Annotated in this window: 22 protein-coding genes; all 22 read left to right on the top strand. The window is 38.9% G+C overall.

Annotated features, from left to right (window positions below; genetic code table 11):
* Positions 1 to 299: 299 nt before the first annotated feature.
* The 22 genes from J6O61_RS08055 (at position 300) to J6O61_RS07950 (ending at position 24,076) form a co-directional block, all read left to right on the top strand.
* The gene (locus J6O61_RS08055) at positions 300 to 926 is read left to right on the top strand and encodes a hypothetical protein (protein ID WP_292211735.1); all 627 of its coding nucleotides are present in this window, start codon (positions 300 to 302) and stop codon (positions 924 to 926) included.
* Positions 927 to 990: 64 nt separating this feature from the next.
* Positions 991 to 1,188, top strand: coding sequence for a hypothetical protein (locus J6O61_RS08050; protein ID WP_292211733.1), 198 nt, complete (start codon positions 991 to 993; stop codon positions 1,186 to 1,188).
* A gap of 260 nt (positions 1,189 to 1,448) precedes the next feature.
* Positions 1,449 to 1,652, top strand: coding sequence for a hypothetical protein (locus J6O61_RS08045; protein ID WP_292211731.1), 204 nt, complete (start codon positions 1,449 to 1,451; stop codon positions 1,650 to 1,652).
* 14 nt (positions 1,653 to 1,666) lie between these two features.
* Positions 1,667 to 1,870 (top strand): hypothetical protein, encoded by a 204-nt coding sequence (locus tag J6O61_RS08040; RefSeq protein ID WP_292211728.1) that lies wholly within the window; start codon positions 1,667 to 1,669, stop codon positions 1,868 to 1,870.
* A gap of 794 nt (positions 1,871 to 2,664) precedes the next feature.
* Positions 2,665 to 2,823, top strand: coding sequence for a hypothetical protein (locus tag J6O61_RS08035; RefSeq protein WP_292211726.1), 159 nt, complete (start codon positions 2,665 to 2,667; stop codon positions 2,821 to 2,823).
* A 92-nt stretch (positions 2,824 to 2,915) separates the two neighbouring features.
* Positions 2,916 to 3,698: a hypothetical protein gene (locus J6O61_RS08030; protein ID WP_292211723.1), complete on the top strand. Its 783-nt coding sequence runs from the start codon at positions 2,916 to 2,918 to the stop codon at positions 3,696 to 3,698.
* A gap of 381 nt (positions 3,699 to 4,079) precedes the next feature.
* Positions 4,080 to 5,141 carry a hypothetical protein gene (locus tag J6O61_RS08025; protein WP_292211720.1) on the top strand — a complete coding sequence of 354 codons (1,062 nt, stop codon included), beginning with the start codon at positions 4,080 to 4,082 and terminating at the stop codon, positions 5,139 to 5,141.
* Positions 5,141 to 6,103 carry a DNA adenine methylase gene (locus tag J6O61_RS08020; RefSeq protein ID WP_292211718.1) on the top strand — a complete coding sequence of 321 codons (963 nt, stop codon included), beginning with the start codon at positions 5,141 to 5,143 and terminating at the stop codon, positions 6,101 to 6,103. The genes J6O61_RS08025 and J6O61_RS08020 overlap by 1 nt, the downstream gene beginning before the upstream one ends.
* A 147-nt stretch (positions 6,104 to 6,250) precedes the next feature.
* The gene (locus J6O61_RS08015) at positions 6,251 to 6,997 is read left to right on the top strand and encodes a hypothetical protein (RefSeq protein WP_292211716.1); all 747 of its coding nucleotides are present in this window, start codon (positions 6,251 to 6,253) and stop codon (positions 6,995 to 6,997) included.
* A gap of 337 nt (positions 6,998 to 7,334) precedes the next feature.
* A complete protein-coding gene (locus J6O61_RS08010) occupies positions 7,335 to 7,541 on the top strand; it encodes an excisionase (RefSeq protein WP_292211713.1) in 207 nt (68 codons plus the stop codon).
* 80 nt (positions 7,542 to 7,621) lie between these two features.
* Positions 7,622 to 8,860 (top strand): tyrosine-type recombinase/integrase, encoded by a 1,239-nt coding sequence (locus J6O61_RS08005; RefSeq protein WP_292211710.1) that lies wholly within the window; start codon positions 7,622 to 7,624, stop codon positions 8,858 to 8,860.
* 299 nt (positions 8,861 to 9,159) lie between these two features.
* Complete coding sequence (locus tag J6O61_RS08000; RefSeq protein ID WP_442861701.1) at positions 9,160 to 9,702, top strand: arsenate reductase/protein-tyrosine-phosphatase family protein; 543 nt, start codon at positions 9,160 to 9,162, stop codon at positions 9,700 to 9,702.
* A gap of 202 nt (positions 9,703 to 9,904) precedes the next feature.
* Complete coding sequence (locus J6O61_RS07995; protein ID WP_292211705.1) at positions 9,905 to 10,753, top strand: DegV family protein; 849 nt, start codon at positions 9,905 to 9,907, stop codon at positions 10,751 to 10,753.
* Positions 10,754 to 10,898: 145 nt separating this feature from the next.
* Positions 10,899 to 11,273, top strand: a complete 375-nt coding sequence (locus tag J6O61_RS07990) for a desulfoferrodoxin family protein (RefSeq protein WP_292211703.1) — start codon at positions 10,899 to 10,901, stop codon at positions 11,271 to 11,273.
* A gap of 153 nt (positions 11,274 to 11,426) precedes the next feature.
* Positions 11,427 to 14,678, top strand: coding sequence for a carbamoyl-phosphate synthase large subunit (gene carB, locus J6O61_RS07985; protein ID WP_292211700.1), 3,252 nt, complete (start codon positions 11,427 to 11,429; stop codon positions 14,676 to 14,678).
* Between the two features lie 124 nt (positions 14,679 to 14,802).
* On the top strand, positions 14,803 to 16,380 hold the full coding sequence (locus J6O61_RS07980) for a helicase HerA-like domain-containing protein (RefSeq protein ID WP_292211698.1): 1,578 nt from the start codon (positions 14,803 to 14,805) through the stop codon (positions 16,378 to 16,380).
* 294 nt (positions 16,381 to 16,674) lie between these two features.
* Positions 16,675 to 17,112 carry a hypothetical protein gene (locus J6O61_RS07975; protein WP_292211696.1) on the top strand — a complete coding sequence of 146 codons (438 nt, stop codon included), beginning with the start codon at positions 16,675 to 16,677 and terminating at the stop codon, positions 17,110 to 17,112.
* A gap of 813 nt (positions 17,113 to 17,925) precedes the next feature.
* The gene (locus J6O61_RS07970) at positions 17,926 to 18,855 is read left to right on the top strand and encodes an ABC transporter permease (RefSeq protein ID WP_292211694.1); all 930 of its coding nucleotides are present in this window, start codon (positions 17,926 to 17,928) and stop codon (positions 18,853 to 18,855) included.
* Between the two features lie 61 nt (positions 18,856 to 18,916).
* Complete coding sequence (locus tag J6O61_RS07965) at positions 18,917 to 19,975, top strand: ABC transporter permease (protein ID WP_292211691.1); 1,059 nt, start codon at positions 18,917 to 18,919, stop codon at positions 19,973 to 19,975.
* Between the two features lie 140 nt (positions 19,976 to 20,115).
* A complete protein-coding gene (locus J6O61_RS07960) occupies positions 20,116 to 21,099 on the top strand; it encodes an ABC transporter ATP-binding protein (RefSeq protein WP_292211688.1) in 984 nt (327 codons plus the stop codon).
* A 3-nt stretch (positions 21,100 to 21,102) separates the two neighbouring features.
* Entirely contained in the window at positions 21,103 to 22,119 is a 1,017-nt protein-coding gene (locus J6O61_RS07955) for an ABC transporter ATP-binding protein (protein ID WP_292195078.1), read from the top strand.
* Between the two features lie 61 nt (positions 22,120 to 22,180).
* Complete coding sequence (locus J6O61_RS07950; RefSeq protein WP_292211686.1) at positions 22,181 to 24,076, top strand: peptide ABC transporter substrate-binding protein; 1,896 nt, start codon at positions 22,181 to 22,183, stop codon at positions 24,074 to 24,076.
* Positions 24,077 to 24,265: the final 189 nt, after the last annotated feature.

The following is a 24,265-nucleotide window of genomic DNA, read 5'->3' as shown; positions in this document are numbered from 1 at the left end:
CAAGGGCTGCCGTTTACGCGGCAGCCCAAGAATAAAGACAAGTATGGAAAATAAAATGCCGCTGGCTATGGAATCTTAAATGCCGCGGATTCAGGAAAATTAAATGCCGAAATTTCGGGAAAAGTACTTGCCGGTTACAAGTTGTCGTTTGTTGTAATTACATGACCGGCAAACTCCCTAAAATACAATGTTTAAGTCCGTACATTTCCTCCACAGACGCATCATGATATCAGCGTTAGGATGTTTGTAAGATAAATAAAGGCATTGAAGATGCCGCAAATACATGGAGGATAAGAATTATGTGTACAAAGATCGTGATGAACAAACTTTATTTAGGAAACAGAGAACTTGGTTATGAGTTGTTTAGTGACGGCGAGATCGTTGAGATGACAGAGAAACAAATCATTAGTGAAATTAAGAACGGCAAGGGCATAAGAGGTCTTGTCATTGGTGACAGCGGAAAGCTTGAACTTGACGCTGCAGGTTTTGGAATGAGAAATCTTATGGAGAAGAGACATATCGGAAACTACAAACCTATGATTGAAGATGGGTGCATGGTTAACATGTTTGTAACTGTCATAGGCAGCAAAGAAACTGAGAATGGAGTTGTTTATGAGGGTATAACAAACAGGTTTAAGAGAGTAGATCTTGACGAAGCTCTTTTGGTTACTTATTACAACATGGGAATCATCAATGGTGGAGTAATCCTGAAAGAAGATGGTACGCTGGATGTGCCAAAGTGCCAGAAAGAAACAATTAAAGAGCAGGTGCAGGAGGTTGAAACAACTGTTGAAGCCGAGTTTACAGCAGAACCTGAAACTGAAGAAAGTATAGAAGTTGAGAATACATCAGAAGAAAAGACAGAGCCTGTTGAAGAAGAAACAAAGAAGAAATCAACCAAGGGCGGCAAGAGCAGGAGAAAGTAACTACATTAAAATGGTTTGGATTGGCTGGAGTGAAAAGCTCCAGCCTTTATTGGAGGGATAGATAATGAATGCGGTAGAGATGACTGTAATATTTGGAATGATATCATTGGCATTGATATGCTGGATCATAACCAAGGCAATTGAGGTTTATGTGATAGTTTTTATTATAGACATGAGAGCAAAGATACGTGAGGCAGAAAAAGGTAAGGCTACAGGGAAAAGCTGTAATGACCTAAAGTTGGAAGTGCACACGCAAGAATGAGATAAGAATAATTTAGCAGGCCCATTGTACAAAAGTGCAATGGGTTTGTGTTTTATATACAGTATCAGGAAAAATGATGGAAATGAAATTGGTATATGGATTGATATGTTTTTACAAAGTGTACATATGAAAAAATAAGTAGTGCTGAAGAAGCGTTTATAGATTACTTTGTTTGCTACATGTAGAGAAGAAAAAAATAAAAAGTTTTTTATTTTTGGTTGTGTAAAAAAGATTTGGCAAAGATAAGGAGGGCGTGATGAATGTTGGAATGGGAACATAGAATCACACTTGATACAGGTGCTGATAGTTGGGTACTTGTAGATGTCAAGACTGGCAGGAATGTTGTTGGCTTGAAAGTGAGTAACAGAGCTACAGCAAAGCAGAATAAGAAACTTAGAGACAAGATAAAGAGAGATTACGAGCAGTATTACATCATGATGATGTTTGAACATGCAGGATTTTAAGGAGGAATACAGGAATGACAGGATATAGACTTGAGTACAAGATAGTGAATGAAGACGAGATAAATTTGTACGTGCTTTTAAAGAACGGACATACAGATCATGTCGGAATCATAAGATGCCCCAAAGACGGGCAATTGCAAGATAATCTGATCCTGGCAAATGAGATAAAACATGCTTTTAACAAGCGTATGCGTAAATCTTTGTGGGGACAGATATAATAACAGCTTAATGACAGCCATAATCATAAATCCTCCAGTAGTGGGCGTAAGAGTAGTTTGTATTGCTTACGCCCTTGGATAAAGAACACTGGACAATGGTGGAATGATTTCCGGGATTGGATTTTACATAAAAAGTTGCCATCCGGGATTCGATTAAAGCCGGAACGGTGGTCAAAAAATGTAGGTAATCAGGGGATTTGAAAGGGCTTTAATATAACAAGTTAGTAAAAAAACAGACAAGTTAGAAAATATGAGTGTCGTACAGAAATCATGGATTATGATGATTAGGTAATTGAAAAAGATAAGGAATTATAAAAGTGCACGAAGTAAACAAGTTAGCAAAATCACATGACATGTGAGCAGTCAGGGGTGGATGGTGGGTTTATATAAATTTTGAGATAAAGAATGGATATACCAGCAGAGTACAAGTTGGAAGGAGTGACAGTCAGGTTGGTAAAAACATTTATCATGGTAAGGACAGAGAATATGGGAGTTTAATTGAGGTATAGCTTGAAAAATGACAATTGAAGAAATTACTTAAATTCAAATCTCAAAGTTAACTGAAATAAAGGAATGTAACATAATTACCCTGGGGGTGTGTTATATTTTGATGAAAATGGGATTTTTGAAATTAGATTGTATAAGGAAATTGATTTTGAAAAAATCTGTAAAAGTAAAAATATTAAAAAGCTGCGTTGGCATTTTTGCTACAGGTTAGTAAAAGAAGATTGCATTAGTATTGCTGGATATTCAAAAGAATTGTTTGTATTGATACAGCAGGGTTAAAGAGATACATGGAAAGATGGATTGGAATATCCGGTGCCAATGTGCCAAGGGGTGAATGTAGTTTTGAGATATTACTATTGTTGATTACAGTGATTGATTACATGATTGTAGATTATTTAAGAACTGAGGAAGCGATAGATAAAGACATATATAACAATATACTTTAGATTGTAAGATTATTCATGCCATAGATAGTGTAAGAAAAAACATGATAAAATATGTATAGGTTTGGTTAAAGCATTTAACAGGAGGATGAGGCGTGGCTAGTGGAAAAAGAGTTGCAAGAAAAGATCTAAATGATAGACAAAGACTGTTGTATCAATGTTTATTTATAGAAATGTATGAAATATACATTGGATTGATGGGATCCAATAGTGGAATAAAGGACTTTTACAGCCAGATATTTGGAGATAAGTATAGTAATGTCAGCGTTAAGTATGGAGGCTTGAAAAAGGGTGACATGTCAGGAATTGGCGATGTAGTTAACTGTCTTAGAAAATGCTTTGGATTCAGTGAGGAATTTTATGATTTCAATGAGCATTTGCTCGGGACAAGGTTTGTGGGCTTTCAAGGCGTTCCTATTGATTTTGTAGAGCTTGAAAGTTATGCAGATGCATTAAGAAATCTTAAAGAAAAAGAAGACCTTACTCCAGAATATAAAGAAATGGAACAACGGTTAGCGGATAGTATACATGATTATGTAAATCAGCTGAACGGTATTATTGTCCATGGTGGTGCAGCTAGGTCAAAGATAACCGATAGTAGTGTTGGCAAAGTTATAAATGTGATATGGAATTCAAAAAATGCTATAAGTCGTAGAGTTGATATGCTATGTAAGGACATTCAGGAGCTTTGTAAAGATTATGATGACACCAAAAGCTACATAATAACTGGGATAGAGCGGGATAATGCTGACAAAGAAGTGTTTGAAAAACTGTTTGAAACTAATAAAATGCTAGCAAAAATGAGTGAGGATATCAGTATTGTCCAAAAATACTATGAGAACAGAGAAAGAAAAATTACAGATACTGTAAAAAAATAATACAAAATGTATTTCATGTATAAAAACATGTATATTAAACAGCTTGATCATGTGCTATAAAGTGCGTGGTTAAGCTGTTTTTTTGTTTTACACAAAAACAGGATTTGGGGCAATTATGGTACTCATTTCTAAAGTGAAACAAAATAGACTTGCTAAGATAACATCATCAACAACAACACAACAGCAATACAGCGGACGGCGACTTGTACCTTGAAAATTAAATATCGAAATTATGTTCGTTGCATGCTCGAACTGTGCTCAAACGGAATCAAAGTCTGCGGTGTTGCTGCTGTTGTTGATGATAATGCACTGCAAATTGCTGAGATGTTGTTGTTTTTACATAGACTAGTTAAAAATGTTCAAGAATTGGAGGATAAATATATGATAAATGATGAAATCAACCTTTGTGAGGATCTTAACGAGGTAGAAAGAGAACAAATGATCGAGGTGCTTCACAAGTATGGCTGCAAAACGATGAACGACCTCATTCAAGAAGATATACAGGCTCAGAAAGAACGTGATGAAGCGAATGCAGCTTGGGAAAGAGAGATTTTTCCACAGATTGCCAACAAAGACGGCTTGGTAATGGCAAACAGATTGAAGGACAAGTTTAAGGAGGATACAGAGATGATGAAGCATATAAATGCAGTTGCTGAAGATAAGAGCGTGGCTAAGATGGAGGGAACAGAGATGGTTGAGAATACAGTTAACAAGGGCAGTGCAGAGATTACAGCAATCAAGAACAAGGCTAAGGACATTCCGAACATCAACATTCCAGAAAAGTTTGATAAGTTTGATATCCTTGCTGAAAGCACCTGTAAGCAGCTTCATAACGAGTACATCGAGGAAGTTGGTGAAGAGCACATTTATATGAAGGCGGTAGTTGTAAATGCGAGGGTTAATTACCTGTTAAGATACGTTTCAGTTGATGGAGAAGAGTTTGCAGAGGACTTCAAAATCCCCAAGTCAAAGTTTGATCAGGACGTTTTTGAGGCAATACTCACAGATGTGCCGGGAATGTCAGAGAAAATAATAAAGCATGTTTGGCAGGTGGCTCAGAAAGCAATGCTACCAGCAGTCAGAGATGCAAAGAGAGTTAGGGACGGAGTTTCACCGCTGGAAGCTTACAGAAATCTTGTTGATCTTGTTAGATCATTGAAGAACCCTGATGAAAACATGCTTGTTGATGAAATTGATGGAAAGGAATGCATCATGATCAACGGGTTAAAGAACTTCCAGACAGTGATAAAAGCTGTGGGCTGGGAAAGAAGCGACAAGGAATTGCTTACAGTTTTTAAGGAAGGCTTGCGTGGTAAGAAAGTTTTGATTTCAAGCAAAGGTCGTGAATATGACTACAGAAAACATGTAGGACAATTTACACTTCATTACTATTGTATCGAGGTTGTTGACAGTTTACTCATCAATGAAAAGGAGGCTGCATGATGAAAAAGAACGTACAGAAAATGTTTAAAGACAATTTGAGGATAGCTACCTGGTTGGGCGGGAAGTATCGCTGGGCGAAGGAAATCAACCTGCTGCTCGATCACGACAAGTTGTTGTATGTAGAGCCATTTGTTGGCATGGCAAATGTACTGCTTAATGCTGATGAGTTTCCTTGTGAATTGGTAAATGACAAAGATTATGGGACAATTAATTTAATCAAGCAGTGTCAGGAGGATTTCCAAAGTGTCATAGATATTTTTAAAGAATATCCGATAGAAAAAACATATTTTGAGATGTTCAGAGGACTTAAGAATCTTGGATATGTCGGGATGAATCAGTTTGACATAGCACTGGCAGAGCTGTATCTCACCAGCTACAGCTTTGACGCAAACCGCATGAACATGAGGTTTGTAGATTCCAAGCATGATGAAGCTCGCCAGAAACTTTATGACAGAACATGCAGGATGCTTGATATAAATGCAGCAAGAGTTCAGGAGCGCTTGCAGGGAGTGACGATCACCAATCATGATGCACTTGATGTAATAAGGGAACTTAAAGATGACAGTGATGCAATGCTATATATTGATAGCCCTTATGAGTACAGTACCATGGGACCTAGAAAAGATCTATATTACGAAAGATTTACAACGGAAGATCAGGTTGCCATGTTAAACCTGATCAAGGACTCTAAAGCAAGCGTAATGGTATCAGGATATCGAGGCGGTGACTATTTATATGAAAGATACCTGACTAAAGATGCAGGATGGCACTGCTGGATGCTCGATTCTAAAGTCAATATGGCGTGCCGAACAGGAGTAGAGCATAAAGGCAGCACGCAGGAGTACTTATGGACAAACTATGTCCCTGATGAACTGGGCTTGAGTATTATTCATAGCGGAGATATTGCTTTAACTCAACATGAAGCGGATTTATTAGCAGGAGCTAGGTGTTTAACCACCTAGCTCTTATAAATTGGTGCCAGCGTGCCAAAATTTTAAAGCATTGGGTTTTGGAAATTATGCTTTACAGAATTTTGAATAGAAGTGTTACAGAAAAATATACATGAAAGTAAGTATTTATATAAAAAATTAGCAAAGGAGCAAAAAAACATGAAAAAGGAATTATCAAGAACAAATGTAGTATCAGCACAAGAGTCAAGGGGGATTGAGAACATGAACGAGATAGATTCAATAGTAGAAGAGGCAAAGGATACACATCTTAATGTGAACAATACAGCGACAATTAAGGTGAATCCAAAGAGAGAGATGATTAATACTCTCGGAGATTTTAAAAAGTTTAGAAGTACAGCAGCAAAGAGCGTGCTTATCATTAATGAGGATTTGGTTGATGATAAAAGCAAAGATAATACTGCAATTAAGCTGGATGATGGTTTTTCAATTCTGGCAGTTAAAGCAGAAGGCTGTTATTTCGGCAAAGTCGTCAAAACCGATATGGTCGATAGCTTGTTGAAGATGGTATGGACAGGAGGCAAGGACAGCTATAATGGCAAGTTTATTACTGGGAAAAATACCACTTTGTCATGGGTCGTTGACTGCCTTGACAGGGGGATTCCTTTTATAGAGGAAAAACCTGCAGACATCAATGTACATCACAAGATTTTTAGGATGCTTGAGATTCCTGAGAATCTTAGAGCAATGAAAGTGTTCGAACATTCATTGATGCATTCAGAGTATGGAAAATACTCTCGAAATCAGGGTTTTATTATTAGTGATAAAGATGACCTTGAGAAATTAAGAATCTTCATTAATTACATTTCAGGACCTTTGGACAAAAAATGGTTTGACTGGAGTGAAGAGAAGTTTGATGAAGAGATTGAAGAATATGATGAAGAGTAATCAATAGTATTTGCAGGACTGTGACATTAGTTGCAGCCCTGTGATACGTCAATGAAATGTGTGTTTGTCATAATGAGGATATACATGAAGTTGAAAATGTCATACTGAGTTGTTGAGTGTGCACTTTAGCTGAAAATATCGAAGTGTTTTGGTGAATTATTGATGGTTGTGGCATTTTGAAAAGGACATTTCAATAAATCAGGCTTACAGTATAAGAAAAATCAAGGTTACATCAGCTGATTTTGAGAAGAGATGTTTTGAAGATTGATTTTGGATTAGGGATTGGGCGAATGATTTTGAAAGTGCACTGCCAAGATGAACAAAGGTGGTTTGTATTATGGAAAAGCAGGAAAGAGTTCCACTTTGGAATAAATATATGTTGACCGTTAGCGAAGCAAGCGAAGTCTTTAATATTGGAGAGAACAAGCTTCGCTTTATTATAGAAAACAATGAAGGTGCTGATTTTATCATGATGAATGGCAATAGAAACATGATAAAAAGAAAACTCTTTGAAGAGTATCTGGATAAAACCGGAGCGATATAAAGATATAGAAGAAATAGCTTTATTGAATTGGAGGGTGGCGTTACAATGGCCTCCCGATCTATGGACGAGAGGAGTTTATTATGGGAAAGAATGACAAAAGGCGTGATAAAAAGGGACGTGTTCTCAGACAGAACGAGCAGCAGAGAGCCGATGGACGTTATATGTATGTTTATGACGACGCTTTAGGTCAGCGCCACTATGTATATAGCTGGAAACTTGAATCGACAGACAAAGAGCCGGCAGGAAAACACAGTGATAAGTCATTAAGAGAACTTGAGAAAGAAATAAATGAAGAGCTGCATGATGGCATAGCTCCTGTGGAAATGACAGTTTATGAACTTGCAGAGAAGTACATAAAAATCCGATGGAACAGCGTAAGGGAAAGTACACGTAGACAGTATAAAACGGTACTCAACAACTTGAATAAGCAGTCCTTTTCAAAAAAGCAGATCAAGGATGTAAGCAAATATGATGCAAAAGCATATCTGGTCGAACTTCAAAATTCAGGAGTAAGGTACAGCAGCCTGCATAACATACGTGGAGTGCTCAGACCTGCATTCCGCATGGCTGAGGATAATGACTGGATAAGAAAGAATCCTTTTGATTTTGAATTCAGTGAGGTTGTAGTTAATGACATGATTACAAGAGAGGCACTTGATCGAGAAACTCAAAAGAGATTTATGGAATTCGTAAAAAATGATAATCATTATAGCCGTTATTATGATTGCTTTTATATATTACTACATACTGGTCTAAGAATCTCCGAGTGGTGCGGATTAACACTGGAAGATATAGATTTGGAAAATAAGACACTTAATGTTTATAAACAGCTGCAGAGAAGTTCGGACATGAGATATTTTATAGTAGAAACGAAAACAAATGCTGGAACAAGGGTGTTGCCACTTGAAGATGATGTGGTTGAAGCGTTTAAGCACATAATCGAAAATAGACCGGAATACATAGAAGAGCCTGAGGTCAAAGACAATAAAGGGAAAATATATTCAGGCTTTTTGTATATGGATATAAATTGCAAGCCGCTTGTTGCACAACATTGGGAAAAGCATATGCAGCTGGCTGTTCAAAAGCATAATAAGATTTATAAAAAGGAACTTCCTCAGATTACACCTCACATTTTGAGGCATACGTACTGCACCAATTGTGCGAGGTCAGGGATGAATCCTAAGACACTTCAATACCTTATGGGGCATAGTGAGATTGGTGTTACCTTAAATACCTATACTCATTTAGGGTTTGAGGATGCAAGGGAAGAGCTTAAGAGATTAAGAACCAATCATTATGGTGATAATGATTTGGAATAAGGATAATAATAGGATATATGTGCCAAAGTGCCAGACTTAAAAAATGGGAATGATACTATTAAATTATGGTTGCTATTGTACTTTTTAAGGTGTGGAATTTACTTAAGATTTTACTCAAAATGAAGGAGAAGATATAAAAAGATAAGTGGAGATATGAGTAAAAATGGGATAAAATTGTATGAGTAGAATATGAGTAAAAGTGAAGAAAAGGGAAGATAAGAGTAGATAAAATGGGAAAAGTAAGAGTTTTATTCGTTTGCCACGGCAATATTTGTCGCTCTCCAATCGGGGAGTTTATTATGAAGGACATAGTGGCTAAACAAGGTCTTTCTGACAAGTTTCATATAGAATCATCAGCAACACATACTGACGAAATATGGAATGGAGTAGGAAGTCCGGTGTACCCTCCCGCAAGGGCAAAGCTTCGAGAACATGGCATTGGGACTGAAGAAAATGAGCTTGGAGTAAGCGGAAAGAGAGCAAGGCTGACTACTAGAGCTGATTATGATAAATTTGATTTCATAATCGGTATGGATAGTGCTAATATTCGGGATCTCAACAGGATTTTTGGAGGTGATCCGGATAAAAAAATATATAAAATGCTGGATTTCACAGACAGAAATGGTGATGTCGCTGATCCATGGTATACCGGTAATTTTGATGCTACATGGAGAGATTGCAGTGATGGATGTCATGGGCTGTTCAGGCATATCATCGTTGATGTTAAATATTCAGATATTCTTTCCGATTCTGACGAATATCCAAATGATGACGGATTAGAAAGCAATGACGGATTAGAAAGACATGACGGTTTAATTCATGATGATTTTCCAAGAGGCTGAAAAAAAGCAGGAATTGTAACACTTTGTTGCAACTCCTGTTTTTTTATGCTATTCTTCATTTTGTGTACTTGGAAACGAAAACGGCGTTGAAACCATATGGTGCGTATGACACAACGACATAAGGAAACTTTCTACAAAAATTGTCTTATATTAGCATAAAAGATATAAATATAAAAAATATAAATATAAAAAAGGACAAAACATGGCAGTCAGAATAGTGACAGATTCAGCAAGTGATATTTCACAGGAAAAAGCAAAAGAATGGAATATAACAGTACTTCCCCTCAAAGTCAGATTTGGAGAGGAAGAGTTTCTTGACGGAGTAACACTCTCCGGAAAAGACTTTTACAGGAAGCTAGTTGAAACTGACAATATACCCAAAACAAGTCAGATATCGCCTTATGAGTATTCTGAAGAATTTAGAAAAGCCGATGAGTGTGGTGATGAACTTATTTATTTTAGTCTTTCTTCTGAAGTTTCTGGCTCATATCAGAGTGCCTGCATGACAGCAGCTGAGTATTCGGATAACATACACGTGGTTGACACACAGCAATTCTGTGTTTCTGAATATATTATTGTTAATAGGGCTGTACAACTACGAGATCAGGGATTAAATGCAGAGCAAATAATAAGTACTATAACTCCTGAACTGAAAAAAGCTCATGTAATAGCCGTATTTGATACACTTGAATATCTTAAGCTGGGAGGAAGGATCTCTTCGGCAGCAGCTTTTGCAGGCGGCGTACTTATGATTAAGCCTGTTATCACTATTGAGGAGGGTAAAGTTAAGGTAATCGGTAAGGCCAGAGGCTCTAAAAACGGCAATAACATGCTTATTGAATTTGTAAAAAAGTCCGGCGGAATTGACTTTGATAAACCTATATGTCTGGCATATTCAGGGTTTTCCGATGATATGTTAAAAAAATATGTGGAAGACTCAAAGTTTTTGTACGAAGGGCATGAGGAAAGTCTGCAATATGCCATTGCAGGGGCAACTATCGGTACCTATGCCGGTCCCGGTGCAATAGCATTGGCATATTTTGAAAAATAGTATGATTCATCTTAATACAGAACGTACGTATGTGTATATAATATAACGAAATTATGATAAAATAGCATTGTATCACTTACCCGAGAATGGGAGTTTAAGATACAAGGCTAAAGCTCCCACGCTTTTTATATTAGGAGGTTTCGTTATGAAATTTTACAGATGTGAACATTGTGGCAACATTATCACAAAACTAAACGATTCCGGTGTTCCGGTAGTATGTTGCGGAGAGCCTATGAAAGAGCTTGTTCCCGGCGCAACAGACGGAGCTATGGAAAAGCATGTACCTGCAGTTACAGTAGATGGTGACACAATCACTGTAGTTGTTGGTGAAGTTGAGCATCCGATGATGGCTGAGCATTATATCCAGTTCATTTGTCTTGAGACAGATAAAGGATGCATGATCAAAAAACTTAATCCGGGAGAGAAACCTTGTGCGCAGTTTGTACTTGCCAAAGGAGAGAAAGCTGTTGCTGCTTATGAATACTGTAACCTCCATGGTCTTTGGGTAAAAGAAATCTGATTTTTTTGACGTGCTGTTGCTTGTGATTATGAGCGACAGCACATTTTTTGCGATTTTTTTGCAATTTTATGGCAGTCAAAAAAACTCTTGTATTAAACACTTCAACGTGATAAAGTGGAACAGATAATTAAAAATAGATTTTGGAGGAGTGAAATGGCACAGAGAACAGATATTCACAAAGTACTGATCATCGGCTCGGGACCAATTGTCATCGGTCAGGCCTGTGAATTTGATTATTCGGGGACGCAGGCACTTAAGGCTCTTCGAAGTTTGGGATATGAAATAGTACTGGTTAATTCCAATCCGGCAACGATCATGACTGATCCTGAAATGGCGGATAAGACTTATATTGAACCACTTAATGTTGATCGTGTTGCAGCGGTTATTGAAAAAGAGAGACCGGATGCTCTACTGCCTAATCTTGGCGGACAATCCGGACTTAATCTGTGTTCTGAGCTTTACAAAGCAGGTATTCTTGATAAATTCCATGTACAAGTTATAGGTGTTCAGGTTGACGCTATTGAGCGTGGCGAGGACAGAACTGAATTTAAGAAAACAATGGATATGCTGGGCATTGAAATGGCTCGTTCCAAGGCTTGCTATTCCATAGAAGAGGCTCTTGCCGAGGCAGACGAACTTGGATATCCTGTTGTTCTTCGTCCTGCTTATACAATGGGAGGAGCAGGAGGAGGTCTTGTTTACAATAAAGAAGAACTTCAGACTGTTTGTTCCCGTGGACTTCAGGCCTCCATCATTCATCAGGTTCTTGTTGAAGAGTCAATTCTTGGCTGGGAAGAGCTTGAGCTGGAAGTAGTCAGAGACAAAGATAATAACATGATCACGGTATGTTTCATTGAAAACGTTGACCCTGTCGGCGTTCATACCGGTGATTCATTCTGTACAGCGCCTATGCTCACTATAAGTGAGGACCTTCAGAAAGAACTGCAGCGTCAGGCATATAAAATTGTTGAACACATCGGTGTCATCGGTGGTACCAATGTTCAGTTTGCTCACGATCCTAAAACTGGGCGTATCGTAGTAATCGAAATCAATCCGCGTACATCACGTTCATCTGCTCTTGCAAGCAAAGCTACAGGCTTCCCTATTGCCCTTGTTTCAGCCAAACTTGCAGCAGGGCTTACCCTTTCTGAGCTTCCCGATTCTAAGTTTGGAACCTTGGATAAATATGTTCCCGGTGGGGACTATGTAGTTGTTAAATTTGCCCGCTGGGCATTTGAGAAATTCCATGGAGTAGAGGATAAGCTTGGAACTCAGATGCGTGCTGTTGGCGAAGTTATGAGCATTGGCAAAAATTTCAAAGAGGCTTTCCAAAAAGCCATAAGATCTTTGGAAAAAGACAGATATGGCCTTGGCAAAATAGCTAAATTTGAGAATATGTCAAAAGAAGAGCTTATCAGACTGCTTAAAGATGCTTCTTCAGAGCGATATTTCCTTATATATGAAGCTATGAAAAAAGGAGTTTCTGTAGAAGAAATACATGATATAACCAAAGTTAAGCACTATTTCCTTGTTGAAATGAAAGAACTTGTTGATGAAGAAATGGAGCTTGCAAACAAATATAACAATAGGGTTCCCGATGCTTTGGATCTTATCAGGGCAAAAGAGGATGGATTCTCTGACAGATATCTTGCAAAGCTTCTTGGCGTCACTGAAGATGATATCAGAAATGGAAGAGAAAAGGCCGGACTTTGTGAGGCGTGGGAAGGCGTTCATGTGTACGGCACAGACGGAAGTGCATATTACTACTCAACCTATCAGCATGAAGATGAGGGAAGTGTAATAGAGAATGCTCCTGACTCAGGTAATAAAAAGATAATGATCCTCGGCGGAGGACCAAACAGAATCGGTCAAGGTATCGAATTTGACTATTGCTGCGTACATGCGGCTATGGCGCTTAAAAAACTCGGCTTTGAGACAATAATCGTAAACTGTAATCCGGAGACTGTTTCAACCGATTACGACACTTCAGATAAGCTCTACTTTGAGCCTTTGACGCTTGAGGATGTGCTTCAGATTTACAGAAAGGAAAAGCCAATCGGCGTAATAGCTCAGTTTGGAGGTCAGACTCCTTTAAACCTTGCAGCCAAGCTCAAAGAAGAGGGTGTAAATATTCTTGGAACTACGCCTGAAGTAATAGATCTTGCAGAAGACAGAGACCAGTTCAGAATGATGATGGATAAGCTCGGAATTCCTATGGCTGAGTCGGGAATGGCATCTGACGTAGAGACGGCAAAAGAAATTGCGGCAAGAATAGGCTATCCTGTAATGGTAAGACCTTCATTTGTTCTTGGTGGACGCGGAATGGAAATTGTCAGGGATGAAGAAAGTATGGAAGGATATATGAAGGCAGCAGTTGGTGTCACACCTGACAGACCGATTCTTATTGACAGATTCCTTCATAATGCACTTGAATGCGAAGCTGATGCCATAAGTGATGGCACCGAGGCTTTTGTACCTGCAGTCATGGAGCATATTGAACTTGCAGGTATCCATTCAGGAGATTCAGCATGCATAGTGCCATCCATGCATATCTCAGAAAAGCACCTTAAGACTATCGAGGAATATACCAAAAAGATTGCTGTGGAAATGAATGTAGTAGGACTTATGAACATGCAGTATGCCATTGAGGATGACACGGTTTATGTTCTGGAAGCTAACCCTCGTGCATCAAGGACAGTTCCTCTTGTTTCCAAGGTTTGCGGAATAAAGATGGTTCCGGTTGCCACAGATATCATTACATCTGCTATAACAGGACGTCCATCTCCCGTAAAAGAACTGATACAGGCAAAAGAAAACAAGACAGAGCCGCCATATTACGGCGTAAAAGAAGCAGTGTTCCCATTTAACATGTTCCCTGAAGTGGATCCTGTTTTGGGACCTGAAATGAGATCTACAGGTGAGGTTTTAGGGCTTGCAAAGTCTGTCGGCGAAGCATTCTTTAAAGCTCAGGAAGCCGCAAATATGACACTTCCATTAGAGGGAGCAGTGCTCATTTCACTAAATACTGAGGACAAGCCGGCAGCAGCCGATCTTGCAAAGAGCTTTGAAGCTGATGGATTTAAAATCTTTGCTACAGGAAAAACCTATGAAACAATAGTTGAATCCGGCATTGATGCTGTCAGGATAATGAAAAATTTTGAAGGTGGACGACCAAATGTTGAAGACGTTATAAAAAATGGTGACGTTCAGCTTATAATCAATACTCCTATCGGAAAATGCTCTGAACATGACGATGGATACCTCAGAAAGGCAGCCATAAAGGCACGTATTCCGTATATTACTACAGTAGCCGCAGCTAAGGCAGCAGCAGAAGGAATACATGAGGTTAAGGTAAAAGGATGCGGCAACATAAATTCCCTTCAGGATTATCACAAACAGCTGTAAAATTCGGGGATGAAGATATCAGAAGCCTGCAGTAAAAATGCAGGTTTCTTTTATGTTTGAAATGTATATGCAGCGAAAACGTGATAAAATAAAACGTATAAATACGTTTGTTGGGAGGGAAGCTATGTACAAGGATAACAAGATTTGGGTGGCAAACAATGCCAATGGGGACAAGGTATTTCTTTTACCTGAAATGGCTAACAGACATGGCCTTATAGCAGGTGCGACAGGTACAGGAAAAACTGTTACTTTAAAGGTGCTGGCGGAAGGCTTTAGCGATATGGGAGTTCCTGTATTCCTTGCCGATGTAAAAGGTGATCTTTCCGGAATGGTGTGCGAGGGCAGGGATTCTGATGATATGCAGGACAGAATAAAAAGATTTGGGCTTGATGAAGCAGGCTTTTCTTTTACCAAATACCCTGCAACATTTTGGGATGTCTTTGGAGAAAAAGGAATACCGCTTCGCACAACCGTTTCTGAAATGGGACCACTTCTTTTAGCCAGAATTCTGGGACTTAATGACCTTCAGAGGGATATTTTGTCAATCACTTTCAAGATTGCTGATGACAATAACCTTCTTCTTGTTGATACCAAGGATCTTAAGTCAATGCTGAATTATGTTTCTGAGAACAATAAAGAATTTGCGGCTGACTATGGCAATATCAGTAAAGTGTCGATTGCGGCCATTGTAAGAGCTATTGTTTCCCTTGAAATAGCAGGGGCAGATAAGTTCTTTTTTGAGCCTGCGCTTAACATCAGAGACTGGTTCACAACAGGCGAGGGTGGAAAGGGTATGATCAACATCCTTGACAGCACAAGCCTTATAAATAACGGCACTTTGTACGCTACATTCCTCCTTTGGATGCTGTCTGAACTGTTTGAAACTCTTCCTGAAGTGGGAGATCTGGATAAGCCCAAGATGGTATTTTTCTTTGATGAGGCACATCTTCTTTTTGCAGATACTCCAAAGCTTCTCATGGATAAAATTGAGCAGGTTGTTAAGCTTATAAGATCCAAAGGAGTTGGAATTTACTTTGTAACACAGAACCCAAGAGATATTCCCGACGGAGTTTTAGCTCAGCTTGGAAATAAGATACAGCATGCACTTCATGCCTATACACCGTCAGATATGAAGGCTGTTAAGGCGGCAGCAGATTCCTTTAGAGAAAATCCTGCTTTCAAGACAGCAGATGCAATACAGGAGCTTGGAACCGGTGAGGCAATCTGTTCATTTCTTGATGAAGACGGAACACCAACCATGGCTGAGAGAGTATTTATTTTGCCACCACAGTCACTTATGGGCAGCATAGATGATTCGTTGAGAGAAAAAGAAATTAAGCAGAGCGTATTATACAGTAAATATTACGAGCCTGAAGATCCTGATTCGGCATATGAATTTCTTGAGAGAAAAGGACTTGCGGATGCTGAGGCAGCTGCAAAGCTAAAAGCTGAAGAAGAGGCAGCTAAATTGAAAGCAAAAGAAGAGGCTGCAAAAGCGAAAGCCAAAGAAAAAGAGGAAGCGGCGGAAGCCAGAAAGAAAAAACAGGCTGCTAAATCCGTTGGTAATGCCGTTGCGGGAACAGTTGGACGTGAGGTAGGAAAGACCTTTGGCGGAAAGTTTGGAAAATTTGGAAAGACACTTGGAGGTAATCTCGGTGCAAGCCTTGGAAGAGGCATTCTTTCTACATTATTTAAAATCTGATTGTTAATATTCGAATTTAAACCGGCTTCTGTGATACAATAGAAGCTGGTTTCTTTATTTTGCAGATTCTTTTTACAAAAAGAAAAGAGCCTTTAAAAGGCTCTGGAATTTTGGGAGGAGGGGTTGTCAGGTGGGGAACCGGACAACCCGTGTATGAAAAAAAGTATTGTTGGGGGTTCAGAAGTTTTGTCCTTCTGATAGATTATATAGTACAGGGTAAGTGTTTCCAAAATGTGTACGAACTATAAAAGAAATATAATCTATTCTAAAAAATAAATGGGAGAAAAAATAAAAATGTCAGAAAATAATCGAAAAAAAGTATATAAAAATTCCGCAAAACAGGATAAAAATGGGGCTTTTGGGCGATTGATGATTTCCATTATTGTTTTGGGAAGTGTTGTTTTATTGTTCATAAATGTCGCATTACCTATACTAAAAGACAGTGCCAAAAAAGTAGTTGCAGAGAAAACTGTCGATATCCTTACAGAGAATGTCGATAAAATAGCGGAAGAGCATCCCGAAGTAAAAGAGGCTCTGGAATCACTTTCGGATGAAGACAGAGAAACAGTTACTGAAATAGTTGCGGAGCACCTTGACACAGAAACAGCAGGGGAAGTTATGGAATACGTAAATGAAGGAGATAAAGAGGGACTTATGCAATATGCCATTGAAAATCTTTCTCCTGAGGAACTGAGTAAGCTGGCAGAGATATATGGTAAATATTCCGAATGATACATGCCATTACCGTGTCGGATCGGGAGTTTCGTTTTACAACACGAAAAGTTCACAAAAAAAATTATTTTATTCACTTTTTGAACACATTTATAGTTTATATTACTAATTAAGGTTAGTGATGAAACAGTTCTCTAAGCCGTTTAGAGACAATCACTATCTCCCCCTCATAAGAAAATCGCAGGCACTCACGTCCCCCCGTGGGTGTTTTTGCGTTATACGGAAAAATATTTTTGACATCTGATTTTCAATATGAAACATCTTTTAAAAATTCTCCAAAAGCCAATTTTGTATCCGCATTTTCTGTACTTAATGTTTACTATTACACAAAGTGAGTATATGTTGTTTTTTAATGAGGATTTTTGGAACTTAATTCAAAAAGTCATATCTTTACTTGAATAATAAAAGAGCGGATTAAATCTATATTTAATTAAGCAAAAAAATCTACGTAATTATGATATAATTATTGCGTAGATTTTTTTATTATTATGGAAAAAAGAAAAAAACAATCTTAAATATATGTGCGCATCACACGGACATATGTATTTTACTCAAAGATGGTTGATTTATATTAATCAATTAGAGCGAAATTAACCTAAGTTGCTTGACATAAAGTAAGCACTCCTATAACATAATGAAAGTTGCATGATGATATGCGTGTATACAATCTTGTTAATGAGTGCAATGGCGCACAGTTAATGGTGTCCTTGCAATTTTTATAACATGATTGATGTAATGCGTTGAAGCGTCAATGCTTTGCACCGTTATTAGCAACGAGATGCAAATATTAAAACAGGTAGGTGGAGAGTTAGAATGAACACAAAGACACTAATGTACATTGTAAAGAGAATTTTGCTTGCAATTGTTACAGTCTGGGTAGTTATTACTGTTACATTTTTTGTAATGCATGCAGTTCCGGGCGGACCATTCACAGGTGAAAAGGCTGTTACAGAGTCAGTAAAAGCAGCTATGGAAGCAAAATATGGTTTGGATAAGCCACTTGGAATTCAGTATCTTACATATTTAAAAGATATTGTTTTTGGATTTGATTTTGGTCCTTCTCTTAAACAGAGAGGTCGTAATGTCAATGACATTATTTTTGATGGCATGAAGACATCTGCAAAGCTTGGGGTTATCGCAGCAATTATAGCTCTTATCAGCGGAGTAATACTTGGTTCAATTGCAGCTCTTCGCAGGAATAAGTTCATTGACAGAATAATAATGATTATTACTACTGCATTTGTATCAATGCCTTCTTTCATCATGGGATCGCTTCTTCTTATATTCTTTGCCATAAATCTGAAGTGGTTCCCTGCAAATGGTGCATCTAAAAACGGATTAGTTCTTCCGGTCCTGACACTTTCGCTTTATCCTATGGCTTATATTACAAGGCTTACAAGATCTTCAATGCTTGAGGTTCTCGGTCAGGATTACATAAGGACAGCCAAAGCAAAAGGTGTTTCGGGAATGAAGATTATATTCGGTCATGCTCTTAAAAATTCTCTGATTCCTGTAATTACATATTTTGGACCTATGCTTGCGGGAATTGTAACAGGTTCTCTTGTAGTTGAGCAGATATTTGCAGTTCCGGGAATAGGAAGAGCGTTTGTAAACAGTATTACAGGCCGTGATTATCCGCTTGTAATGGGAACAACAATTGTTCTTGCTACACTTATAGTTGTCATGAATCTTGTGGGCGATATCATGTATAAGGTTGTAGACCCGAGAATTACCTTGGAATAAGTTTGTTTAGAGTTTGGTAAGAATCCAGATAATTTATTGAAGACGGAGTTGATTAGAAAAGATGGATATTTCAAAGCTTAATGCGCAGGTTAATATGGATGACTTTATTCCTGCAACAGATGAAGAAAAAGAATATATGGTCCAGATGCGTCCTTCATCTACATTCTTTAAGGACAGTGTCAAGAGACTTTTAAAAAATAAAGTTGCAACGGTATGCTTCTTTATAATAGTGTTAATCACGCTGGCAGCTATTTTTGTTCCAATGTTCTGGCCATATTCATATGATCAGATGCTTGGTATGACACCGGGTAAGCCTGTAGATAATTCTTTTAACGATCTTAAGCCTTTTGAATACGGAAGATCGGAAATAAGAAGGATGGAAGCGGGAGAGACTGTTGTTCCGCATATTTTCGGAACAGATTCTCAGGGAAGAGATTATTTTATCCGTGTGGTATACGGAACAAGAATATCCCTTGCAGTAGGATTTTTTGCCAGCATCATTGTTCTTATCATTGGTATGACAATCGGATCGGTAGCGGGATATGCCGGTGGTAAAGTGGATCTTATAATCATGAGAATTGTAGATATTATCTATTCTCTTCCTGATATGCTTATGGTCATTCTTCTTTCATCAGTGCTTAAAGTGGTAATGGAAGGCGCTTTGGATGGAACGGTACTTGCCAAGATTGGTTCGAACATCATTAGTTTGTTCATAGTATTTGGTGTTCTGTATTGGGTTTCAATGGCAAGACTTATAAGAGGTCAGATACTGTCACTTCGTGAGCAGGAATATGTACTTGCTTCTCAGGCAGCGGGAGCAAATGGAAAATGGATTATTTTAAAGCATCTTATTCCAAACTGCTTTTCTGTAATTATCATTTCAACAGCGCTCCAGATTCCGAGTGCCATTTTCACTGAAAGTTATCTTTCATTCCTTGGCCTTGGTGTAAATGCGCCTATGCCTTCACTTGGCTCTCTGGCATCAGATGCACTTAATGGTATTTCATCTTATCCATACAGACTTGTTATACCCGCACTTGTTATTTCACTCATCGTTCTTTCACTTAATCTTTTTGGTGACGGACTTCGCGATGCATTTGATCCTAAGTTGGAAAAGTAATCACCTGACGAGGTCCTTTCGAGTCTGGTGTACTACTTTGTTCTGGCGAGGCAATAGCCGAGAGCAGAACTACATCAGTAATCACCTGACGAGGTTTTAATCGAGAGTAGAACTACAATATATAACAGGAGATTTGACAAATGAATTTGCTAGAAGTAAGAGACCTTCATACCTCTTTCTTTACGGATGCAGGAGAGGTAAAGGCCGTTAATGGAATTTCTTTTAATCTTGATAGAGGAAAAGTTTTAGGAATTGTTGGAGAATCAGGTTCCGGAAAGTCAGTTACTGCATATTCCATAATGCAGATTCTGGCCGGAACAGGAAAAATAGTTTCCGGTTCAATTAAGCTTGATGGGCAGGAGCTTGTAGGGGCCGGCGAAAAAGTCATGAAAACCGTTCGTGGAAATAAGGTGTCTATAATTTTCCAGGATCCAATGACTTCACTTAATCCAACTTATACAATCGGACATCAGCTTATGGAGGCAATACTTCTCCATACAGATAGAAATAAAGAACAGGCAAAAGAAAGAGCTATAGAAATGTTAAGGCTTGTAAACGTGAACGAGCCTGAAAAGAGAATGAATCAGTATCCCTATGAGTTCTCAGGTGGTATGAGACAGCGTGTAATGATAGCAATGGCACTTGCCTGCGAACCTGACATTCTTATTGCTGATGAACCTACTACAGCCCTTGATGTTACTATTCAGGCTCAGATTCTTGATCTTATGAAAGATCTTCAAAAAGAGCTTGGAATGGCTATCATAATGATCACACATGACCTTGGAGTTGTTGCTCAGATGTGTGATGAAGTGATTGTTATGTATGCCGGTTCGATTTGCGAGCAGGGTACTGCGGATGAAATTTTTTATAATCCATGTCATGAGTATACTAAAGGACTTCTTCGTTCCATTCCAACAGAAGGGAAGGAGGGCAAAAAGCTTGAACCTATAGCCGGAACACCGATTGACCTTCTGAATATGCCAAAGGGATGTCCGTTTGCACCAAGATGTGACGCAGCCATGAAGATATGTTTGCGTGAAAGAGCAGAGCGCATGCAGATCAATGATGATCATGCTGCCGGGTGCTGGATGAATGTTAAGAAGCAGATGGAAGGCAGGAATTAATATATGAGCGAAGTATCAAATAAAAAGAATCTTTTGGAAATAAAGCATCTTAAAGAATACTTCAATGTCAATGTGGGATTTTTTAAGACAAAGCCACTTAAGGCAGTAGATGATGTTTCTTTTACCATAAAAAAGGGAGAGACACTTGGACTTGTAGGAGAGTCCGGCTGTGGAAAAACAACAGTTGGCCGTACAATCCTGAATCTTTACAAGCCAACAGCCGGAGAAATCTGGTATGACGGCAAACAGATAAAAACCAAGGAAGATATTAAAGAGTTTAGAAAGAAAGCCACAATGGTTTTCCAGGATCCGTATTCTTCACTTAATCCGAGAATGACAGTATCGGATATTATCGGAGAACCTCTTGATATCCATGGCCTGTATAAGACCAAAGAGGAGAGAAGGGAACGTATTCTCGAACTTATGAGTTATGTAGGACTTAACTCTGAACATGCATCCAGATATGCACATGAGTTCTCGGGCGGACAGCGTCAGCGTATCGGTATTGCCAGATCTTTGGCAGTAAATCCTGAATTTATCGTGTGTGATGAGCCGGTTTCAGCTTTGGACGTATCAATTCAGGCGCAGGTTATTAATATGTTTGATGAGCTTCAGGACAAGCTTGGACTTACATATCTTTTCATCGCTCATGACCTTTTGGTAGTAAGACATATAAGTGACAGAATAGCAGTTATGTACCTTGGCAAGATGGTAGAGCTTGCTGATGCAGAGGAGATTTACAATAATCCACTTCATCCATACAGCAAATCCCTTCTTTCTGCTGTTCCTGTACCGGATCCTAAAATTGCAAGAGCCAATAAGAGAATTGTCCTTTCGGGAGATATACCGAGCCCTTTAAATGCACCGTCAGGATGCCCGTTCAGAACAAGATGTCCATATGCCCAGGAGGATTGTGCCATGAGTATGCCTGAGTTTAAAGAGGTTTCATCCGGACATTTTGTTGCATGTCACCATATTGAAGATGTTGCAAAGATTCAGAACAAGATAGTTCTTAACTAAAGCTAAAAGATGCTTTAAGGCATTTTTTAATAAAATTATTATCTTAATAAGGAGGATAATTATGAAAAAGAAGTTATTATCAGTATTACTTGCTTCATCAATGGTACTGAGCCTTGCAGCTTGTGGCGCATCCGGCGACACTGCTACAGAGAGCACAGATACTCAGCAGTCACAGAACACAGATACTACAGCAACTGAATCAGCATCATCTTCTGATGCAGCAGCTGCAGACACAGCATCTAACACAGGTGTTATCAATGTTTGTCTTGCTTCTGAGCCTGCATCACTTGATCCGGCACTTAACTCAGCTGTTGATGGTGCTACTTTGATCAACCACCTTTTCTCAGGTCTTGCAAAGTGGGGACTTGATGCAAACGGAAATCTTGAGCTTCAGCCTGATTGTGCAGAAGCACTTGTAGAAGGTGTAGAGAATGAGGACGGAACAGTTACTTATACTTACACACTAAGAGATGGTCTTACATGGTCTGATGGACAGCCTGTAACTGCTGCTGACTTCGTATTTGCATGGAACCGTGCTGCCAGTCAGGCTCTTGCAGCAGATTATGGTTACATGTTCGAGGTTGTTGACGGATATGCTGATATTTGGGCTGACGGAGCAACAGGTGATGAAAAGCTTAATGTAACAGCTGTTGATGACAAGACTCTTGAGGTTACACTTGTTAATCAGATTTCTTATTGGAATGAGCTTCTTGCATTCCCTACATATATGCCTGTTCGTGAGGATGTTGTTGCAAATGAGTCATGGGCTACAGATCCTTCAACATATGTAAATAACGGTGCTTACACAATGACATCCTGGGAGCACAACTCAGTTATCACACTTACCAAGAATGATAGCTTTGTAGATGCAGCTGATGTTACTATGAACGAGATTAACTTCTACCTGTCAGATGATGCTAACAATATGCTTGCTAACTTCGAGAACGGTGATTGGGAGTTCATCGACGACGTTCCTACAAATGAGATTGCATCTCTTAAGGAAAACTATCCTACACAGTTTGTAACAGCAGGTCAGCTTGGAACATACTATGTATGCTGGAACATCAACGAGGAGCTTCTTCCTTCAACAAGTACTCTTACAGGTGTAGACAAGACAAATGCAGAGAATGAGATTCGTAATGCACTTGCACTTCTTATTGACAGAAACTACATCGTTAATGACATTGCACAGGGAGGACAGGTTCCTGCTTCTTCATTCGTAGCTATGGGTCTTACAGATGCTGACGGATCACAGTTCTATGAGAATGCCGGATCTGATAGCAGCTTTACAGGTTATTATGATGTAACAGATGCTGCATATGAAGCAAACTGGACATCAGCTCTTGAAACACTTAAAAAGTACTACACATTTGATGAAGCAACACAGCAGTTTACAGACTTCCCTACACTTACATACCTTTACAATACATCAGAGGCACATAAGGCAATTGGTGAAGCTATTCAGTCAACATTTGCAGGTATAGGTATCACACTTAACCTTGAGAACCAGGAATGGGCTACATTCCTTGATACACGTAAAGCAGGTAACTACTCAATCGCTCGTAACGGTTGGCTTGGTGACTACAACGATCCTATTTCATTCCTTGATATGTGGACAACTGCTTCAGGTAACAATGATGTTCAGTTTGGTAAGGGCGACAACGCAAGCGTTGCTGCATACTCACTTGACCTTACAGATCTTGGATATGACACAAAGGTTGAGAATGGAACATGGGCTGAAACATATGATGTACTGATCGGTGACATCAAGACTTGCACAGATGCCAATACTCGTTATGCACTTATGCACAGAGCAGAAGACCTTCTTATGTCAACAGGTTACATATGCCCGATTTACTACTACACAGATCTTTACATGATTTCAGACAAGGTAAACGGCTTCTTCTCAAGCCCGCTTGGATATAAGTACTTCATGTATTGCACAGTTGCAGAATAATTCATAAGATACTTCAAAGGGCTTTGACTTTTAACAGGTCAAAGCTCTTTTTTTATTTAATAGGAAATTGCGCCTTTACGGCGCAACCTTGAATTAAAAGGCCCGGGCAAGACCGGGCCATGCAAAGCGGAGGTATGCTGATTGTTATTATCAGTCTACCTCGTCAAAGAATTCATCATCTTCGTGCAT

The organism is Butyrivibrio sp., assembly GCF_017635265.1.
Taxonomy (GTDB): Bacteria; Bacillota; Clostridia; order Lachnospirales; family Lachnospiraceae; genus Butyrivibrio.
This window is presented reverse-complemented; position numbering and strand designations above follow the sequence as displayed.

What these genes read in the sequence shown, in the direction of transcription:
- J6O61_RS08055 (WP_292211735.1), top strand. Translation starts at nt 300, where the DNA reads ATGTGTACAAAGATCGTGATGAACAAACTTTATTTAGGAAACAGAGAA.
- J6O61_RS08050 (WP_292211733.1), top strand. Translation starts at nt 991, where the DNA reads ATGAATGCGGTAGAGATGACTGTAATATTTGGAATGATATCATTGGCA.
- J6O61_RS08045 (WP_292211731.1), top strand. Translation starts at nt 1,449, where the DNA reads ATGTTGGAATGGGAACATAGAATCACACTTGATACAGGTGCTGATAGT.
- J6O61_RS08040 (WP_292211728.1), top strand. Translation starts at nt 1,667, where the DNA reads ATGACAGGATATAGACTTGAGTACAAGATAGTGAATGAAGACGAGATA.
- J6O61_RS08035 (WP_292211726.1), top strand. Translation starts at nt 2,665, where the DNA reads ATGGAAAGATGGATTGGAATATCCGGTGCCAATGTGCCAAGGGGTGAA.
- J6O61_RS08025 (WP_292211720.1), top strand. Translation starts at nt 4,080, where the DNA reads ATGATAAATGATGAAATCAACCTTTGTGAGGATCTTAACGAGGTAGAA.
- J6O61_RS08020 (WP_292211718.1), top strand. Translation starts at nt 5,141, where the DNA reads ATGAAAAAGAACGTACAGAAAATGTTTAAAGACAATTTGAGGATAGCT.
- J6O61_RS08015 (WP_292211716.1), top strand. Translation starts at nt 6,251, where the DNA reads ATGAAAAAGGAATTATCAAGAACAAATGTAGTATCAGCACAAGAGTCA.
- J6O61_RS08010 (WP_292211713.1), top strand. Translation starts at nt 7,335, where the DNA reads ATGGAAAAGCAGGAAAGAGTTCCACTTTGGAATAAATATATGTTGACC.
- J6O61_RS08005 (WP_292211710.1), top strand. Translation starts at nt 7,622, where the DNA reads ATGGGAAAGAATGACAAAAGGCGTGATAAAAAGGGACGTGTTCTCAGA.
- J6O61_RS08000 (WP_442861701.1), top strand. Translation starts at nt 9,160, where the DNA reads ATGAAGGACATAGTGGCTAAACAAGGTCTTTCTGACAAGTTTCATATA.
- J6O61_RS07995 (WP_292211705.1), top strand. Translation starts at nt 9,905, where the DNA reads ATGGCAGTCAGAATAGTGACAGATTCAGCAAGTGATATTTCACAGGAA.
- J6O61_RS07990 (WP_292211703.1), top strand. Translation starts at nt 10,899, where the DNA reads ATGAAATTTTACAGATGTGAACATTGTGGCAACATTATCACAAAACTA.
- carB (WP_292211700.1), top strand. Translation starts at nt 11,427, where the DNA reads ATGGCACAGAGAACAGATATTCACAAAGTACTGATCATCGGCTCGGGA.
- J6O61_RS07980 (WP_292211698.1), top strand. Translation starts at nt 14,803, where the DNA reads ATGTACAAGGATAACAAGATTTGGGTGGCAAACAATGCCAATGGGGAC.
- J6O61_RS07975 (WP_292211696.1), top strand. Translation starts at nt 16,675, where the DNA reads ATGTCAGAAAATAATCGAAAAAAAGTATATAAAAATTCCGCAAAACAG.
- J6O61_RS07970 (WP_292211694.1), top strand. Translation starts at nt 17,926, where the DNA reads ATGAACACAAAGACACTAATGTACATTGTAAAGAGAATTTTGCTTGCA.
- J6O61_RS07965 (WP_292211691.1), top strand. Translation starts at nt 18,917, where the DNA reads ATGGATATTTCAAAGCTTAATGCGCAGGTTAATATGGATGACTTTATT.
- J6O61_RS07960 (WP_292211688.1), top strand. Translation starts at nt 20,116, where the DNA reads ATGAATTTGCTAGAAGTAAGAGACCTTCATACCTCTTTCTTTACGGAT.
- J6O61_RS07955 (WP_292195078.1), top strand. Translation starts at nt 21,103, where the DNA reads ATGAGCGAAGTATCAAATAAAAAGAATCTTTTGGAAATAAAGCATCTT.
- J6O61_RS07950 (WP_292211686.1), top strand. Translation starts at nt 22,181, where the DNA reads ATGAAAAAGAAGTTATTATCAGTATTACTTGCTTCATCAATGGTACTG.